Source organism: Actinomadura nitritigenes (assembly GCF_017573545.1).
Lineage (GTDB): Bacteria > Actinomycetota > Actinomycetes > Streptosporangiales > Streptosporangiaceae > Spirillospora > Spirillospora nitritigenes.
Window position 1 is genome coordinate 1 of the sequence record NZ_JAGEOK010000061.1, and the last position, 17,515, is coordinate 17,515.

The window sequence follows — 17,515 nt, forward strand, 5'->3', positions numbered from 1 at the left end:
CGGCCGCGGTGTCGCTGACGGCCGTCCACACGGCGGGCAGCGCGGACCAGCCCGTCGCCGCGTCCAGCACCCGGAACGCCGGCTCCATGTAGGAGATCAGCGAGTGCACCGTCACCACGGTCGGGATCCGGGAGGCCAGCGTGGCGCCCGCCACGGCCAGCGGGGTGAACGGGCCCGCGTGCACGTGGACGACGTCGTACTTGCCGTACCGCGCCAGCCGCCGGCCCGCCACGATCCCGCCGGGGTTCAGTGTCGTCGGGAACGCCATCCGCTCGGTGGGCCGCAGCACGCGGAGCCCGTTCCCGTCCTCCTGCACGGCCCCGTCCCGGCGCCGGAGCCCGGCGGGGCGCGCCGACGAGGTGATCACGGTGACGTCGTGGCCCGCCTCCTGCTGCCGGGTCGCCAGATCGTGGACGTGCATCTCCACCCCGCCGAGCCGCGGCAGGTAGTAGTCCGTCAGATGCGCGATCCTCATCGCCGGGCTCCCCGCGCCGGGTCCGCGTTCCCCTCCGGCACACTTGACCGGTGCCGTACACGCTGGTGTCCTTCCACGCCCACCCCGACGACGAGGCGCTGCTGACCGCCGGGACCCTCGCCCGCGCCGCCGCCGACGGCCACCGGGTCGTCCTCGTCATGGCGACGGTGGGGGAGGCGGGCCTGGCGGCGTCCGCCGACCGCGAGGACGGGCGGCTCGGCGAGCGGCGCGTCGCCGAGCTCCGCGACTCCGCCCGCGCGCTCGGCTGCGCCCGCGTCGAATGGCTCGGCTACGGCGACTCCGGCATGGCGTCCGATCCGTCGGGCGCCCCCGGCTCCTTCGCGGACGCCGACCTGGAGGAGGCCGCCGCGCGGCTGGCCGCGATCCTGGACGAGGAGGGCGCCGACCTCCTGACCGTCTACGACCCGGCGGGCGGGTACGGGCACCCCGACCACGTGCAGGTGCACCGCGTCGGCACCCGCGCGGCCGAACTCGCCGGCACCCGCGTCGTCCTGGAGGCCACGGTGGACCGGCGGCTCCTGCGCCGCGCGCTCGCGCTGGTCGCCCGGCTGCCGGGTGTCCCCGCGGACTTCTCGCCGTCCCGGTTCGCCGCCGCCTACAGTGCCCCCGAGTCGCTCACCCACCGGGTGGACGTGCGGCGCTTCGCCCGCCAGAAGCGCGCCGCGATGGCGGCCCACGCGACGCAGGCGGGAGCCGACACGGGCGTCCGGACGCTGGCGGTGCTGCTCAGGCTTCCCCGCCCGGTGTTCCGCTGGGCGCTCGGCCACGAGTGGTACGTCGAGCACGGCCGGACGCCCGCGCGCCCCCTGCTCGACGACATCTTCGCGACCCTGCGCGACGCCCCGGGCCGGCGCGGCTGACGCCGGCGGCACGGCCGGTCCCGGGCGGGCGGCGCACGGGCCCGTCACGCTCGCCCCCGTCACGGCAGCCCCAAGCCTCGATCACGTACGCTTCCCTCCAATCTACTACAACCGGCGTAGTAGATCGTTATCACGGCAAAGCACTGCGCCGCTGTGGACCGGGACGGCCCCGTCTACCAGCCGCGCCGCAGGTACGAGCAGTTCTACGTGGACGTCGAGGACGTCACGCCGGAGATGGCCGACCGGTTCGAGTTCGAGATCGACGCCTCCCGCGCCGTCGAGACGTGGCGGGGGAGGTCGCCGAGAACGCGGCGAACGGCGTGCTGTTCTCGACGGTCCCCGAGTCCGTGCGGAGGTGGCGGTGCAGCCGGTCGAGTGCCGGGCGTGCGGGGCCCGCGTCCTGGTCGAGAAGAAGAGCCCGCCGCACACCAGCGTGCAGTGGACCGCCGTGGCCGGCGCCGCCTGCGGGGAGATCGCCCCGCGGGTGGCGGCCGGCGAGCCCGGCGTGCCCGCGTCGCGCCCTTTCCGGGGAACGTCCGCGGGGTTACGTTGTGAGGTACCTCACTCACGGACCGGAGGTCAGGCGCGTGAAGACCAGGGCAGCAGTACTCGCGGGACCCGGCAAGCCGTTCGAGATCACCGAGCTCGACCTGGACGGCCCGAAGGACGGCGAGGTCCTCATCCGCTACGTCGCGGCCGGCCTGTGCCACTCCGACCTGCACCTCACCGACGGGGACCTGGTGCCGCGGTTCCCGATCGTCGGCGGGCACGAGGGCGCCGGCGTCATCGAGGAGGTCGGCACCGGCGTCACCAAGGTCGCGCCGGGCGACCACGTCGTGTGCAGCTTCATCCCCAGCTGCGGGACGTGCCGGTACTGCTCGACGGGGCGGCAGAGCATCTGCGACATGGGCGCCACCATCCTGAACGGCGACCTGCCCGACGGCACGTTCCGCTTCCACGGCGGCGGCGAGGACTACGGCGCCATGTGCATGATCGGCACGTTCAGCCAGTACGCGACGGTCTCGCAGCACTCGGTGGTGAAGGTCGACGAGTGGCTGCCGCTGGAGACGGCGGTCCTGGTCGGCTGCGGCGTCCCGACCGGCTGGGGGAGCGCGGTGTACGCGGGCGGTGTCCGGCCCGGCGACACCGTCGTGGTGTTCGGGATCGGCGGCATCGGCATCAACGCCGTCCAGGGCGCCCGGCACGCGGGCGCGGCCGACATCGTGGCGGTCGACCCCGTCGCGTTCAAGCGGGACAAGGCCGTCGAGCTGGGCGCCACCCACGCGTTCGGCGACGCGGACGAGGCGCTCGCCAAGGTGATGGAGCTGACCTGGGGGCAGGGCGCGGACCAGGCGCTGGTGACCGTCGGCGTGGTGGACGAGGAGGTCGTCGGCGCCGCGTTCAACGTCATCGGCAAGGGCGGCACGCTCGTGGTGACCGGGCTCGCGCACCCGGAGAAGCTGACGATCCACGTGTCCGGCGCGGTGCTCACGCTCTTCGAGAAGACGATCAAGGGCACCCTGTTCGGGTCCGCGAACCCGCAGTACGACATCCCGCGCCTGCTGCGCCTGTACGACCAGGGCAAGCTCGACCTGGACGCGCTCGTGACGAAGCGGTACTCGCTCGACCAGGTCAACGAGGGCTACCAGGACCTGCGCGACGGCAAGAACATCCGGGGCGTCATCGTGCACGAGCACTGACGCGCCGCACGCCCCGCCGACCGCCCCGCGGCTCCGGTCGCGGGGCGGTCGCTTGCGCGCGGTGGCGCGCGTCGGCGCGGCCCGCGGCCCGCTGCTTATTGGCGATTCGCCAACAGCTATTGTCGCACCGCCAAACTGCGCCTAGAGTTCCGGTCAACGGCCGGTCCGGCGTCCTGGACGCCGGCACCGCCGAGGCCCCGACGCCGGCCGCACGCGCGCCCAACGGTGCGGCCGGCGCCGGTTTCCCGAGCGCCTGCCGGGTAGGGCCCCGGCATGATCGATGCTGTGCTCTTCGACGTCGACGGAACGCTGGTCGACACCAACTACCTGCACGCCACGACGTGGTGGCAGGCCTTCCTGCAGCACGGCCACGCGGTCCCGATGGCGAGCATCCACCGGGCGATCGGAATGGGCTCGGACAAGCTGCTCGACCACCTGCTGCCGAGCGACCGCGACAGGGACGCCGACGACGCGATCCGGACGGCGCACAGCGCCCTCTACGCGCAGTACTGGACGCGCCTGAAGCCGTTCGACGGCGCCGCCGACCTGCTGCGCGCGTGCCACCGCCGTGGCCGCCGCGTCGTGCTCGCGAGCTCCGCGGCCACCCCCGAGCTGAAGGCGCTGCGCGCCGCCCTGGACGCCGACGACGCGATCGACGACGCCACCTCGTCATCGGAGGTCGGAGCCAGCAAACCGTCCCCCGACCTGGTCGAACTGGCTCTGGAACGCGCCGGGGTCCCCGCCGGGCGCGCCGTGTTCGTCGGCGACACCCGCTGGGACGTCGCGGCCGCCGCGCGCGCCGGGATGCCGTGCGTGTGCGTCCTCAGCGGCGGGTGGAGCCGGGACGAGCTGGAAGAGGAGGGCGCGGCGGCCGTCTACGACGACCCCCGCGCCCTCCTCGACGATCTGGACGGGAGCCCGCTCGCCTGAGCGGGCTCCCGGGCCTGAGGGACCGGGACCGGTCAGGACGCGCGGTCGCGCTCGGCGGCGAGCTGCAGCGCCACGTCGATGATCATGTCCTCCTGGCCGCCGACGTAGCCGGCCTCGCCGACCTTCTGCAGGATCTCGTGCGCCGGCACGCCGTAGCGCTCCGCCGCCCGCTCGGCGTGCAGCAGGAAGCTGGAGTACACGCCCGCGTAGCCCTGCGTGATCGCGCCGCGGTCGGCGAACGGCAGCCGGTGCAGGAACGGCTTCACCACGTCGTCGGCGGCGGCCATCGCGCCCTGCACGTCCACGCCCGTCGGGATGCCGAGCCGCTCGAACGTCGCGACCAGCACCTCGGTGGGGGAGTTGCCCGCGCCGGCGCCGAGCGCGCAGAGCGCCCCGTCGATCTGACGGGCGCCGTTCTGCTGCGCCAGCACCGAGTTGGCGACGCCGAGCGAGAGGTTCTGGTGGCCGTGGAAGCCGACCTGCGCCTCGTGCCCGATCTCCTTGACCAGCGCGCTGATCCGCTCCTGCGCCTCGCCGAGCACGAGCGCGCCCGCCGAGTCGACGACGTACACGCACTGCGCGCCGCCGTCCACCATGATCCGCGCCTGCTTCGCCAGCTCCTCCGGGCCGACCCGGTGCGACAGCATCAGGAACCCGACGGTCTCCATGCCGAGCTCGCGCGCCGCGGCGAAGTGCTGCAGCGACACGTCCGCCTCGGTGCAGTGCGTCGCGACCCGGGCGACGGACGCGCCCGCGTCGTGCGCCATCTTCAGGTCCTTCACCGTGCCGAGGCCCGGCAGCAGCAGCACCGCGATCTTGGCCTGCGTCGCCTCGTCCACGGCCGCGGCGACGAGCTTGACGTCGTCCTCCAGCGAGAAGCCGTAGTTGAACGACGAGCCGCCGAGGCCGTCGCCGTGCGTCACCTCGATGACCTCGACGCCCGCGCTGTCCAGGGCGTGCACCACGCCGCGGACCTGCTCCTCGGTGAAGCGGTGCGCCATCGCGTGGCTGCCGTCCCGCAGCGTCGAGTCGGTGATGCGGATCTTCTCCGCCGTCTGCTCCGTCATGAGGTGACCTTCCTGCGCGCGAGCTGCTCGCCCACCCGGGCCGCGGCCGCGGTCATGATGTCGAGGTTGCCGGCCCACGGCGGGAGGTAGTCGCCGTTCCCGCGGACCTCCAGGAACACCGCGACGCGGGCCATCCCGTTCCAGATGTCGCGGGGCTCGTCGAACTGCGGCTCCGCCCGCAGCGTGTAGCCCGGCACGTACGTGGCGACCTCGGCGACCATCTTCTCGATCGACGCGGAGATCGCCTTGGTGTCGGCGTCCGACGGGATCGCGCAGTACACCGTGTCCCGCATGATCATCGGCGGGTCGACCGGGTTCAGGATGATGATCGCCTTGCCCCGGGCCGCGCCGCCGACCTGCTCGATCGCGCGGGCCGTGGTCTCGGTGAACTCGTCGATGTTCGCGCGGGTGCCGGGACCGGCGGACCGCGAGGAGATCGACGCGACGATCTCCGCGTACGGCACCGGGACGACCGACGACACCGCGTGCACGATCGGGATCGTCGCCTGCCCGCCGCAGGTGATCATGTTGAGGTTCGGCGCGTCCGACAGCGTGTCCAGGTTCACCGGCGGGCACACCAGCGGGCCCGCCGCGGCGGGCGTCAGGTCGATCGCGGTGATCCCGGCCTCTTCGTAGCGCGGGGCGTTGGCGAGGTGCGCCTTCGCCGACGTCGCCTCGAACACGAGGTCCGGCAGCGTCGGCTGGTTCAGCAGCCAGTCCACGCCCTCCGCCGACGCCGGCACGCCCATCTTCCGGGCGCGGGCCAGGCCGTCGGACTCGGGGACCACCCCGACCATCGAGTGAACGTCGATCAGTTCGCTGCGCGTCAGCTTGACCAGCAGGTCGGTGCCGATGTTGCCGGGCCCGACGATGGCGGCCGTCAGCTTGCTCATGCCTCCTCCTTTCCGAACCGGGCGGTGACCGAACCGATCCCGGCGAACGTCGCCGTGAGTGTCTCTCCGGGGGCGACCGGGACGGCCGCGGTGATCGAGCCGGGCAGCACCACGTGCCCGGCCTCCAGCGCGATGCCGCGCTCGCCCAGCACGTTGGCCAGCCACACCAGTGCGTTGATCGGCGAGCCCAGCACCGCGCCGCCGGCGCCCGTGTCGATCAGCACGCCGTCGCGGTGCAGCAGGCAGCCCATCAGCGCGAGGTCCAGGTCGCCGAGGCGGACGGGCCGGGTGCCGAGCACCAGGCCGCCGCTGGAGGCGTTGTCGGCGATGGTGTCCGGCAGCGTGATCTTCCAGTCCGCGATCCGCGAGTCGATGACCTCCAGCGCGGGCAGCACGTACTCCACCGCGGCGACGGCGTCGGCGGCCGTCGCGCCCGGCCCGGACAGCGGCCGGCCCAGCACGAACGCGATCTCCGGCTCCACCCGCGGCTGCAGGAAGCGGCCCGTGTCGATCGGGGCGCTCTCCGGCAGGAACATCGAGTCGAGCAGGATGCCGAAGTCCGGCTGGTCCACGCCCATCTGGCGCTGCATCGCGGCCGACGTCAGGCCCACCTTGTGGCCCTTGATCCGGGCGCCCGCGGCGGTCCACGCGTCGGCCTGGGCGCGCTGGACCGCGTAGGCGTCGTCCACCGACATGCCGGGGTGCGACGCGGTCAGGGGTGGGATCGGGACGCCGGTGGCGTACGCGTCGAGCAGCGCGCCGGCGGCCTTCTCCACCCATTCCGGCGCAGCCGGGCCGGGGAGCGTGGTGGGGCGTCCCCCCTCGGGAGGAGCGGAACCCGGGTCCATGGCCGTTCCTTTCGTCGTCTCTGCGACGAGCCTTCCGCGCCGGGGGCCCTCCCGGCAACGCGGTCGTCCCACGTGGTGGGACACGTCTTCTACAGTGGGGCCATGCCGTCCGACGACACGTTCCTGCGCCGCGCCGTCGCGGTGCTGACCGCCTTCCGGGCGGACGACGACGGTCTCGGCGCGGCCGAGCTGGCCCGCCGCAGCGGCCTGCCGCGCTCGACGGCGCACCGCATCGCGCTCGACCTGGTGGAGGCGGGGCTGCTGGAGCGGCAGGGGACGCGGGTACGGCTCGGCCTCAGGCTGTTCGAGATCGGCCAGCGGGTGCCCCGGCAGCGCGTCCTGCGGGACGCCGCCGTCCCCTACATGTCCGACCTGCGGGAGGCGACACGGCAGACCGTGCACCTCGCCGTCCTGGAGGGCGCCGAGGTGGTGTACGTGGAGATCCTCGGCGCCTCCGACGCCCCCAGGATGCCCTCGCAGGTCGGCGGCCGGCTGCCCGCGCACGCCACCGGCGTCGGCAAGGCGATCCTCGCGTTCTCACCGCCCGAGGTGGTCCAGGGGGTGCTGGACGCCGGGCTGGCCAAGGTCGGCGAGCGCACCGTCGTCGCGCCCGGACTGTTCACCCGCGAGCTGGCCAGGATCCGCGAGGAGGGCGTCGCCTACGACCGGGAGGAGTCCGGCAGCGGCATCCTCTGCGCGGCCAGCCCCGTCCTCGGCCCGGACGGCGAGGCGATCGGCGCGCTCTCGGTCTCCGGCTGGTCCAACCGCATGCGGCTGGCCGCCGTGGCCCCGGCCGTCCACACCGCGGCCCTCACCCTGTCCCGCACCCTCGCCCGCCGCTGACGTCACTCCGGGAGGTGGCGGGCCAGGAGCTGGACGAGGTGCTCGCCCCGGCGTGAGGCGAGGTCGGCCAGCTGGGTGCGGCAGCTGAAGCCGTCGGCGAGGACGACGTCGCCCTCCGCGGCGTCGCGGACGGCCGGGAGCAGCCGATGCTCGGCGATCGCGACGGAGACGTCGTGGTGGCCCTTCTCGACGCCGAAGTTCCCGGCGAGGCCGCAGCAGCCGCCGAGCCTGGCGACCTCGGCCCCCGCGTCCCTGAGCAGGGCGGCGTCCTTCGTCCAGCCCATGACGGCGTGGTGGTGGCAGTGCGGCTGCGCGACGCCGGTGACGCCGGACAGGTCGGGCGGCGTCCAGTCCGGGGTCTCGGCGAGCAACTCGGCGAGCGTGCGCGTGGCGGCGGCGACCTCGCGGGCCGCGGCCGCGTCCACGCCCCGCAGGAGCTCCTCGGCGTCCGAGCGGAGCACGCCGGTGCAGGACGGCTCCATGCCGACGACCTTCGCGCCGCGCCGCACCGGCGGGAGCAGGGCCCGGACGGTGCGGCGGAGCTGGGCGCGCGCCCCGTCGAGCTGCCCGGTGGAGATCCACGTGATGCCGCAGCAGACCGGGCGCTCGGTGACGGACACCTGGTAGCCGGCGTGCTCGAGGACCTTGACGGTGGCCTCGGCGACGTCCGGGGAGAAGGCGTCGGTGAAGGTGTCGACGAACAGGACGACCTCGCCGTTGCGGCCCGCCGGGCTGCGGTGGGAGGCGAACCGGCGGCGGAACGGGACGGGCGCGAAGGCGGGCAGCGAGCGGCGGCGGTCGATGCCGGCGGCCCAGGCGATCAGCGGACGGAGCGCGCGCGACCGCATCGCCGTGTTCAGCGCCGGCACGGCGGCGGGCGCCCTCGCGGCCAGGCGCGTCCAGCGCGGCAGCCACCCGAGCGCGTAGTGGGCTCGGGGCCGGAGCCTGCGGCGGTACCGCTGGTGGAGGGCCTCGGCCTTGTAGGACGCCATGTCGATGCCGGTGGGGCAGTCGGACGCGCAGCCCTTGCACGACAGGCAGAGGTCCAGGACGTCGTGGACGGCCTGCGTCCCCCAGCCGTCGGGGCCGAGGTGGCCGGAGACGACGTCCTGCAGGACACGGGCCCGCGCGCGCGTGGTGTCCTTCTCCTCGCTGGTGGCGAGGTACGACGGGCACATCACGCCGCCGGTCCCGGTGTTGTCGGCGCGGCACTTGCCCACGCCGGTGCAGCGGTGCACGGCCCGCGACAGGTCGCCCGCGTTGCCGCGGTAGGCGAAACCGAGCGTCGGCAGCTCCGCGCGGGTGGCCGGGGCGACGCCGGCCATCCGCACGCCGGCGTCCACGGGGGCGGGCCGGACGATGATCCCCGGGTTGAGCAGGTCGTCGGGGTCGAAGATGTCCTTGACCTGCGCGAGCAGGTCGAGGGCCTCGGGGGAGTACATGTGCGGCAGGAGTTCGCCGCGCGCGCGCCCGTCACCGTGCTCGCCGGACATCGTGCCGCCGTGCCGGGCGGCGAGCGCCGCCGCCTCGTTGAGGAAGTCGCGGAACACACGGGTGCCGCCGGGGCGGTCGAACGGGAAGTCGATCCGGACGTGTACGCAGCCGTCGCCGAAGTGCCCGTACGGGACGCCGAACAGGCCGTGCCCGTCGAGCAGCGCCTCGAACTCGCGCAGGTAGGAGCCGAGCCGCTCGGGCGGGACGGCCGCGTCCTCCCATCCGGCGTGCGCCTGCCGGCCGTCCGGGGTGCGCGCCACCAGGCCCGAGCCGTCCTCGCGGATCCGCCACAGCGCGTCCGCGAGGGCCGTGTCCTCGACCAGCGCCGAGCCGGTGCTCCCGGACTCGGCGACGACCCTGCGGGCGGTGTCGCGCAGCGGGCCGATCTCCGGGCCGGCCAGCTCCACCAGCAGCCAGCCCGAGCCCTCCGGCAGCGGCGGCACCGCGTCCGGGCCGCGCCGTCCCCGCACCACGTCGGTGATGCGGGAGTCCAGGCCCTCGCAGGCCACCGGGCCGTGCGGCAGGATCGCCGGGACGGCGTCGGCGGCCTCGGCCATCGACCCGTACCCGAGGACGACCAGCAGCCGGCAGGCGGGCTCGCGGACCATCCGCAGCCGCGCCGCGAGCGTCACGGCGAGCGTTCCCTCGCTGCCGACCAGCGCCCGCGCGACGTCGAAGCCCCGCTCGGGCAGCAGGTGCTCCAGCGAGTAGCCCGACACCTGCCGGCCGAACCGCCCGAACTCGGTGCGGACCAGCGCGAGCCGCCCGTTCACGAGGTCGCGCAGCCGGTCCAGCAGCAGGCTCCCCGCATCGCTTCCGGCGGGGGCGCCGGGGACGTCGCCGAGCCGCAGCCGCTCCCCGGTCCCGGCGACCACGTCCAGGCCGAGCACGTTGTCGGACGTGCGGCCGTAGCCGAGCGCCCGCGATCCGCAGGCGTTGTTGCCGATCATGCCGCCGAGCGTCGCGCGCGTCCGGGTGGACGGGTCGGGCCCGAACCGCAGCCCGTGCCCGCCCGCGATCCGGTGCAGCCGCGCCTGCACGATCCCGGGCTCGACCAGCGCCGTCCCGGCGTCCGGGTCGATCTCCAGCACCCGGTTCAGATGCCGGCTCGCGTCCACGACGACGCCGGCCCCGACCGCGTTGCCCGCGATGGACGTCCCCGCGCCCCGCATCGTCAGCGGCACCACGAACTCCCGGCACACGGCCAGCACCGCGGGCAGCTCGCCCGTTTCCCGGGGCGTTACCACGACCGCGGGCGGGACGCGGTACAGCGAGGCGTCCGAGGCGTACATCGACCGCGCCAGCGCCGAATCGTCCACCCCGCTGACCCCGGCGCGCCGCAGCGCCGCCACGAGCTCGCCCTGATCGCCCACATCCGCCCCTTCGCCCTGGACCCGGGCCGCCGCCGAGGCGGCGCCCCTGCCGACGACGGTAGTACCGCGCGGGCGGGATGAGACCAGGGCGGTACCGGTGGTCGCGCAGGCCACCCCGAGAGACGGGGACGATGTGGCCGGGAACGACCTCGTGCATGCCGCTGAAGACGCGGTCACGGCGGGAACTCGTGGAAGGTGTAGGTCTCGCCGCTGTGGACGAGGGCGGGCTACGGGGCTGACCTGGGGGGAGTGCTCCCACCCGGGGTGGAAGGTGGGAGCGGGAGGCGCCGGTGGACGCCGGTCAGGCGGCGCCGTTCCACAGATCGGGACCGAACACCTCGTAGTGGATGCGCTCGTCGGAGACGCCCGCGTCGAGCAGGCCGCGGCGGACCGCCCGCATGAACGGGATCGGCCCGCACATGAACACCCGGGCCTTGGGCGGCAGCGGCAGCGCGGCCACGTCGACCCGGCCCGGCCGCACGTCCGCGTCCCCGCCCGCGGCGGCGTCCGCGCCGTCGAGGTCCTCGTACCAGGTGATCTGCTGGAAGCCGGGGATCCGGGCGCCGGCCTCGGCGATCTGGGCGCGCAGCGCGTGCGTGCGGACGCTGCGGTCGGCGTGCACCGCCAGCACGCGCCGGCCGGGCCGGACGGCCGCCACATGGTCGATCATCGCCGCGGCGGGCGTCACGCCGATCCCGGCGCTGATCAGGACGAGCGGGGCGTCGTCGTCCTCCATCACCACGTCGCCGAACGGCGCGGACAGCTCCAGCTCGACGCCCGGCCGCGCGGTCTCGTGGAGGAACGTCGACACCGCGCCCGCCGGGGAGGCGTCGTCCCCGCGCACACGCCGCACCGTGATCTGCAGGACGCCGTCCCCCGCGGCCCGCGACAGCGTGTACTGGCGGGGCTGGCGCAGACCGTCCGGCAGCGTGACGACCACGCTGACGTACTGGCCGGGACGGTGCGCCGGCACCTCGCCGCCGTCGGCCGGTTCGAGCACGAGCGACACCGTGTCCTCCGCCTCGTCCACCCGCTCGGCGACGCGCCACGGCCGGCACGCGGAGTCGGCGGAGCGGCCGGCGTCCTGGTAGAGCCGGGCCTCCTCGGCGATCAGCAGCGTCGCGAACAGCCAGTACACCTCGGACCAGGCGGCGTGGACCTCGGGCGTCACCGCGTCGCCGAGCACCTTCGCGACGGCCTCCAGCAGGTGCCGCCCGACGATCGTGTACTGCTCGGGCCGGATGCCGAGGGAGGCGTGCTTGTGCGCGATGCGCGACAGCATCTGCTGGAACGGGGTCGAGGACTCCTCGCTCACCAGGTGCTGCGCGAACGCGGCGACCGCCCCGGCGAGGGCGCGCCGCTGCTCGCCGTTGGCCTGGTTGCCCTGGTTGAACAGGTGCAGCAGTTCGGGGTGCGCGGCGAACATCGCGTCGTAGAACTCGCCGGTGATCTCGGCTCCGTGCGCCGCCACCGCGGGGATGGTGGCCCGCACGATCGCGGCATGGTCGGACGAGAGCATCATGGGCCTTTCTCTGGCTCTGGGGGCGCGCCGGCGGGGGCCGGGAGCGCCAGGGACAGCAGGACCGGGTCGGGGGGATCGGACACCAGGTCCCGCAGGAGCACCTGGTCCAGCGACGCGAGGAACGCCTCCTGCGCGGCGCGCAGCGCGCCGCGCAGCCGGCAGCCGCCGCGCAGCGGGCACGGCGGGTGATCGCAGTCGACCACCTCGCCGGGCCCCTCCAGGACCCGGACGATCTCCCCGACGGAGGTGCCGGGGGTCCGGGCGGCGAGCACGACGCCGCCGCCCCGGCCGCGCGCCGTCTCCACGAGCCCGTGCCGCCGCAGCCGCTGGACGATCTTGGCCATGTGCTGCGGCGGGACGCGCAGCCGGGCCGCGAGGTCGGCCGCCGAGCGGCGCTCGTCACGGGCTCCGAGCAGCATCAACGCGCGGAGCGCCAGGTCCGTCGAATGGGTCAGGTGCACGGCCCGATCCTAGGATCGAATCGGAATCTCAAAGTCCGATTAAGGCTGTGCCTCTCCCCACACCACCCCGCGCGACGGGCCGAGCACAGGTTTTCCGACTCGCTCAGTAGGAAATCTGCTGCCATGCTGTGGGGCATGCCTCGCAGCATCGATGAGATCCTCGCCGCCGCCCGCGCGCGGCTCGACCGGCTCGACCCCGGCACCGCGCACGCCGAGGCCCGCGACGGAGCCCTGCTGGTAGACATCCGCCCCGCCGCGCAGCGGGCCGCCGAGGGCGAGATCCCCGGCGCGCTGATCGTCGAGCGCAACGTCCTGGAGTGGCGGTTCGACCCGCGGTCGGACGCCCGCCTGCCGCAGGCCACCGGGCACGACGTGCGCGTCATCGTGTTCTGCTCCGAGGGCTACACCTCGAGCCTGGCCGCCGCGGCCCTGCACGACCTCGGCCTGACCCGCGCCACCGACGTCGTCGGCGGGTTCAAGGCGTGGCGCGACGCCGGCCTGCCCGCCACCGCGGGGAGTGACAGCGCCGGTTGAGGTCTTAACATCGGTGATGTTAACTTCCCCTCGACCCGCCGCGCTCGCGGCGTCCGGACGGAGGAGCGGGGCATGAGCAACCGGCAGCGGCGGGGGCCCGCGCAGCGCCAGGACGCGATCGCCGAGGCGGTCCTGGCGGAGGGCTCGGCGACGGCCGCCGAGCTGGTCGAGCGGTTCGGGGTCAGCCTGATGACCATCCACCGCGACCTCGACGAGCTGGAGCGGCAGGGCATCGTCCGCAAGTACCGGGGCGGGGTCACCGCGCAGCGCTCGGGCGTCTTCGAGAGCAGCGTCGCCTACCGGGGCAAGTCCATGCGCGAGGAGAAGGAGGCGATCGCCGCCGCGGCGGCGGAGCTGGTCGAGCCCGGCATGGCGATCATGCTGGACGACTCCACCACCGCCCTCGCGCTCGCCCGCCGGATCAAGGACGCCGGCCCGCTGACGATCGTCACCAACTTCCTCGACGGCCTGAACCTGCTGGCGCCCGTGCAGGGCGTCCGGCTCATCGCCCTCGGCGGCGACTACGACCCGCTGCACAACTCCTTCATGGGCGTCTCGTGCGTCGAGGCGATCGAGTCGCTGCAGGTCGACATGTGCTTCGTGTCGACGTCCGCGGTGTCCGCGGGCAACGCCTGCCACCAGGAGCAGCGTGTCGTGGTGGTGAAGCGCGCGATGCTGCGCAGCGCCGTCCGCAACGTCCTGCTGGTGGACCACACCAAGCTGGGGCGCACCGCGCTGCACCGGGTGGCCCCGCTGGGCGAGTTCGAGCGCGTCATCACCGACGACGGCGCGTCCGCCGCGTCGCTCGGCGAGCTGGACCGGCACAAGGTCGTCTACGACGTCGCCCCACGCGCCTGAGCGCGCCTGTCCCACGCGCCTGAGCGCGCCGGTTCCGCGCGCCTGAGCGCCCGTTCCGCCCGTCCGTCATGTGATGGGCGATGTTAGAACCAACACCATGACGCCCGGTTCCGCCTAGAGGGCCTGCGCGGTCGATATCGAGTTGTGACGTGGGCGTTCTGAGATCGCTTCGCCGCGAGATCACGCCATCGAATGTTAGTTAACGTCCCACTATTGACACTTCTAACGTTCCGGATGTTACGTTCTCCCCGCGACGGCCGCCGAACCCGCCTCGGACCGGCCGCCGCGCTGGATCGGTCGCCCTTCCCCACGGGCGCTGCACCGAGGAGACCTCAGTGACGAAGCTTTCCCTCCGGACGGCCGCCGCGGCCGGCGCGGCCCTGGCCGTGCTCGCCCCCGCCGCGGCCTGCTCGTCGAAGAGCGCGAGCTCGACCGGCGGCGGCGCGAAGAACGCCAAGATCGCGTTCCTCATGCCCGACATCGCCTCGACCCGCTACGAGCTGTACGACGCCCCGCTGTTCAAGGCCAAGATGAAGCAGCTGTGCGGCGGCTGCTCGGTGCTGTACCAGAACGCCGGCGCGGACGCCTCGAAGCAGCAGCAGCAGGCGAGCTCGGTGCTGGCGCAGGGCGTGAAGGCCATCGTGATCGACCCCGTCGACTCGGCGGCGGCCGCGTCCATCGTCCGGATGGCGCAGTCCCGCAAGGTCGCCGTGATCGCCTACGACCGGCCGATCCCCGCCGCCAAGGCCGACTTCTACGTCTCCTTCGACAACGAGAAGATCGGCGCGATGATCGGCCAGTCGCTGGTCGACCACCTGAAGCAGAGCAAGGCCAAGGGCGGGATCCTCGAGGTCAACGGCTCGCCCACCGACGCCGCGGCGAACCTGATCAAGAAGGGCATCCACAGCGCGGTCGACCCGTCCGGCTTCAAGCTCCTCGCCGAGTACGACACCCCGGGCTGGGAGCCCGCCAAGGCGCAGGACTGGGTGAGCGGCCAGATCAGCAAGTTCGGCGGGCAGATCGCCGGCGTCGTCGCCGCCAACGACGGCACGGGCGGCGCGAGCGTCGCCGCGTTCAAGGCGGCCGGGAAGCCGGTCCCGCCGGTCACCGGCAACGACGCCGAGCTCGCCGCCGCGCAGCGGATCGTGAACGGCGACCAGTACAACACCATCTCCAAGCCGATCAAGATCGTCGCGGAGGCCGCCGCGGAGACGGCGTACGAGCTGGTCAAGGGCGAGAAGCCGAAGCCGAACGCGACGCTGTTCAACACTCCGTCGCAGCTGTTCACCCCGACCGTGGTCACGCGGGACAACATCGCCACGGTGCTGCTCGGACCGGGCGGCGCGCTCAAGGCGTCGCAGGTCTGCACCGCCGAGTACGCCGCGGGCTGCACCCAGCTCGGCATCAAGTAGCGGCCCGAGCACAGGCAACGATCCACGAAGGTCGGTCATGTCACCCACGCCCACCCCCACGGCCCCCGCCCCGGCCGCCGCGAAGGACGGTGCGCTGCTGTCGCTGCGCGGCATCAGCAAGTCCTTCGGCGCGGTCGCCGCGCTCACCGGCGTCGACCTGGACGTCGCGGCGGGCGAGGTCGTCGCGCTCGTCGGCGACAACGGCGCCGGCAAGTCCACGCTGGTGAAGGTCCTGTCCGGGGTGCACCCGCCGGACGCGGGGACCATCACCTTCCAGTCCCGGGAGGTGTCGGTGCCGAGCCCCGCGGCGGCGCAGCAGCTCGGCATCGCGACCGTCTTCCAGGACCTCGCGCTCTGCGAGAACCTCAACGTCATCGAGAACCTGTTCCTCGGCCGGGAGCTGCGCGCGCTGCGGCTGGACGAGGTCGCGATGGAGGTCCGGTCCCGGGAGCTGCTGCACCAGCTGTCGGCGAAGATCCCCTCGGTGGAGGCGCCGGTCGCGGCGCTGTCGGGCGGGCAGCGGCAGACGGTCGCGATCGCCCGCTCCCTGCTCGGCGACCCGAAGGTCATCATCCTCGACGAGCCGACCGCCGCGCTCGGCGTCGCGCAGACCGCCGAGGTGCTGAACCTGATCGAGCGGCTCCGCGAGCGCGGCCTCGGCGTCATCATGATCAGCCACAACATGGCGGACGTGAAGGCGGTCGCGGACCGCGTCGCGGTGCTGCGGCTCGGCCGCAACAACGGCGTGTTCGACGCGGAGGCGACGTCCGCCGAGGAGCTGGTCGCGGCGATCACCGGCGCGACCGACAACGTGGTCAGCCGCCGCTCCAAGCGCGCTCACCCGTCCGGCGAGGACGCCACCGCGGAGTCCGGCACCGGATCGGACACGGGCACCGGCGGTGCGGCCGCCGGCGAGGACGGCGAAGGCGGGCCCGCAGCGCGCATCGCGATGACGAAGGGGGACGGCGATGAGTGACCTCACCACGGCGCCGCCGGTGGAGCAGGCGCCGCCCGGCGAGCCGCAGGACCGCGGCCTGCGCGCCGCCCTCACCGGGACGGCGGACCGGGTCCGCGGCGGCGACCTCGGCGTCTGGCCGGTCGTCGCGGGGCTGGTGGTCATCTGGACCGTCATGCAGATCCTGAACCCGGTGTTCCTGTCCAGCGCGAACCTGGTGAACCTGGCGATGGAGTGCGTGCCGGTCGGGGTGATCGCGCTCGGCGTGGTGTTCATGCTGCTGGTCGGGCAGATCGACCTGTCGGTCGGCTCCATCAGCGGGCTCAGCGCGGCCATCACCGCGGTGCTGTTCGTCGACCACGGGATGCCCGCCGTGGTGGCGATCGTCGCGGCGGCGGCCGCGGGCTGCCTGATCGGCTGGTTCTACGCGCAGGTGTTCAACCGGCTCGGCGTGCCGAGCTTCGTCATCACCCTCGCCGGCCTGCTCGGCTTCCTCGGCCTGCAGCTGTGGATCCTCGGCCCGAAGGGCTCGATCAACCTGCCGTTCGACTCGTGGCTGGTGACGTTCGCGCAGCTCGACTTCGTCCCGCCGTGGCTGGCGTACGCGCTGGTCGCGGTGGGTGCCGGCGCCCTGTACTGGACGGGCCACGCGCGAGCGGCGGCCCGCCGCAAGGCCGGGCTGCCCGCCACCACCGAGCAGACGCTCGTGCTGCGCAGCGCCGTCCTGCTGGCGGGCCTCGCGGTGGCCGTCTGGTACCTGAGCCGGGACCGGGGCGTCGGCTGGATGTTCGTGCTGTTCCTCGGTCTCGTGCTGGCGACGCACTACGTCCTGTCCCGGACGAAGTACGGCAAGTCGGTGTACGCGGTCGGTGGCAACGTCGAGGCGGCCCGGCGCGCCGGCATCAACGTCAAGGCGGTCTACAGCTCGGCGTTCGTGGTGTGCACGACGCTCGCCGCCGTCGGCGGGATCCTCGCGGCGGCCCGGCTCGCGGCGTCGAACCAGAGCAGCGGCGGCGGCGACGTGAACCTCAACGCGATCGCGGCGGCCGTCATCGGCGGGACGAGCCTGTTCGGCGGGCGCGGCAACGCGTTCGCGGCGCTGCTCGGCATCGTCGTCATCCAGTCGATCTCCAGCGGGCTGACCCTGCTGAACCTCGACTCGTCCTACCGTTTCATGGTCACCGGCGCGGTGCTGCTGCTGGCCGTGGCGCTGGATTCGGTCGCCCGCCGGTCGCGGCGGACGCACGGCCGCGCCTGATTCCCTGTTTC

Annotated in this window: 16 protein-coding genes; 9 read left to right on the forward strand and 7 right to left on the reverse strand. The window is 73.8% G+C overall.

Annotated elements, in window-relative coordinates; translation table 11 throughout:
- The coding region (locus J4557_RS47040; protein WP_208274113.1) for a glycosyltransferase at positions 1–475 on the reverse strand (475 nt) is incomplete at its 3' end.
- 50 nt (positions 476–525) lie between these two features.
- On the opposite strand from J4557_RS47040, the gene J4557_RS47045 reads away from it, so the two are divergent.
- From J4557_RS47045 to J4557_RS47055, 3 genes are all read left to right on the forward strand, one after another.
- On the forward strand, positions 526–1,356 hold the full coding sequence (locus tag J4557_RS47045; protein ID WP_307800608.1) for a PIG-L family deacetylase: 831 nt from the start codon (positions 526–528) through the stop codon (positions 1,354–1,356).
- 587 nt (positions 1,357–1,943) lie between these two features.
- Positions 1,944–3,056, forward strand: coding sequence for an NDMA-dependent alcohol dehydrogenase (locus tag J4557_RS47050; RefSeq protein WP_208274117.1), 1,113 nt, complete (start codon positions 1,944–1,946; stop codon positions 3,054–3,056).
- Between the two features lie 273 nt (positions 3,057–3,329).
- A complete protein-coding gene (locus J4557_RS47055) occupies positions 3,330–3,986 on the forward strand; it encodes an HAD family hydrolase (RefSeq protein ID WP_208274119.1) in 657 nt (218 codons plus the stop codon).
- Positions 3,987–4,018: 32 nt separating this feature from the next.
- Here J4557_RS47055 and dmpG read toward each other — a convergent pair whose 3' ends face one another.
- Genes dmpG through J4557_RS47070 form a run of 3 tightly spaced genes read right to left on the reverse strand, consistent with a single transcriptional unit; the run spans position 4,019 to position 6,794 of the window.
- Positions 4,019–5,053, reverse strand: coding sequence for a 4-hydroxy-2-oxovalerate aldolase (gene dmpG / locus J4557_RS47060; protein ID WP_190866702.1), 1,035 nt, complete (start codon positions 5,051–5,053; stop codon positions 4,019–4,021).
- The gene (locus J4557_RS47065; protein WP_208274121.1) at positions 5,050–5,946 is read right to left on the reverse strand and encodes an acetaldehyde dehydrogenase (acetylating); all 897 of its coding nucleotides are present in this window, start codon (positions 5,944–5,946) and stop codon (positions 5,050–5,052) included. Before J4557_RS47065 ends, dmpG begins: the two co-directional genes overlap by 4 nt.
- Positions 5,943–6,794: a 2-keto-4-pentenoate hydratase gene (locus tag J4557_RS47070; RefSeq protein WP_208274123.1), complete on the reverse strand. Its 852-nt coding sequence runs from the start codon at positions 6,792–6,794 to the stop codon at positions 5,943–5,945. The genes J4557_RS47065 and J4557_RS47070 overlap by 4 nt, the downstream gene beginning before the upstream one ends.
- 102 nt (positions 6,795–6,896) lie before the next feature.
- Here J4557_RS47070 and J4557_RS47075 point away from each other — a divergent pair, with 102 nt between their 5' ends.
- The gene (locus J4557_RS47075) at positions 6,897–7,637 is read left to right on the forward strand and encodes an IclR family transcriptional regulator (protein ID WP_208274125.1); all 741 of its coding nucleotides are present in this window, start codon (positions 6,897–6,899) and stop codon (positions 7,635–7,637) included.
- Positions 7,638–7,639: 2 nt separating this feature from the next.
- Here J4557_RS47075 and J4557_RS47080 read toward each other — a convergent pair whose 3' ends face one another.
- From J4557_RS47080 to J4557_RS47090, 3 genes are all read right to left on the reverse strand, one after another.
- The gene (locus J4557_RS47080; RefSeq protein ID WP_208274159.1) at positions 7,640–10,423 is read right to left on the reverse strand and encodes an FAD-binding and (Fe-S)-binding domain-containing protein; all 2,784 of its coding nucleotides are present in this window, start codon (positions 10,421–10,423) and stop codon (positions 7,640–7,642) included.
- A gap of 382 nt (positions 10,424–10,805) precedes the next feature.
- Positions 10,806–12,026: a globin domain-containing protein gene (locus tag J4557_RS47085; protein WP_307800610.1), complete on the reverse strand. Its 1,221-nt coding sequence runs from the start codon at positions 12,024–12,026 to the stop codon at positions 10,806–10,808.
- Positions 12,023–12,487, reverse strand: a complete 465-nt coding sequence (locus J4557_RS47090) for an RrF2 family transcriptional regulator (protein ID WP_208274127.1) — start codon at positions 12,485–12,487, stop codon at positions 12,023–12,025. The genes J4557_RS47085 and J4557_RS47090 overlap by 4 nt, the downstream gene beginning before the upstream one ends.
- A gap of 135 nt (positions 12,488–12,622) precedes the next feature.
- Here J4557_RS47090 and J4557_RS47095 point away from each other — a divergent pair, with 135 nt between their 5' ends.
- The 5 genes from J4557_RS47095 to J4557_RS47115 all read left to right on the forward strand — a co-directional run bounded on the left by J4557_RS47095 (position 12,623) and on the right by J4557_RS47115 (position 17,504).
- Positions 12,623–13,021 carry a rhodanese-like domain-containing protein gene (locus tag J4557_RS47095; RefSeq protein ID WP_208274129.1) on the forward strand — a complete coding sequence of 133 codons (399 nt, stop codon included), beginning with the start codon at positions 12,623–12,625 and terminating at the stop codon, positions 13,019–13,021.
- A gap of 72 nt (positions 13,022–13,093) precedes the next feature.
- On the forward strand, positions 13,094–13,879 hold the full coding sequence (locus tag J4557_RS47100; RefSeq protein WP_208274130.1) for a DeoR/GlpR family DNA-binding transcription regulator: 786 nt from the start codon (positions 13,094–13,096) through the stop codon (positions 13,877–13,879).
- Positions 13,880–14,214: 335 nt separating this feature from the next.
- Positions 14,215–15,291, forward strand: coding sequence for a substrate-binding domain-containing protein (locus J4557_RS47105; RefSeq protein WP_208274131.1), 1,077 nt, complete (start codon positions 14,215–14,217; stop codon positions 15,289–15,291).
- A gap of 37 nt (positions 15,292–15,328) precedes the next feature.
- A complete protein-coding gene (locus tag J4557_RS47110; protein ID WP_208274132.1) occupies positions 15,329–16,267 on the forward strand; it encodes an ATP-binding cassette domain-containing protein in 939 nt (312 codons plus the stop codon).
- Positions 16,260–17,504, forward strand: a complete 1,245-nt coding sequence (locus J4557_RS47115) for a sugar ABC transporter permease (protein WP_208274133.1) — start codon at positions 16,260–16,262, stop codon at positions 17,502–17,504. The genes J4557_RS47110 and J4557_RS47115 overlap by 8 nt, the downstream gene beginning before the upstream one ends.
- The last annotated feature ends 11 nt before the right edge of the window (positions 17,505–17,515 follow it).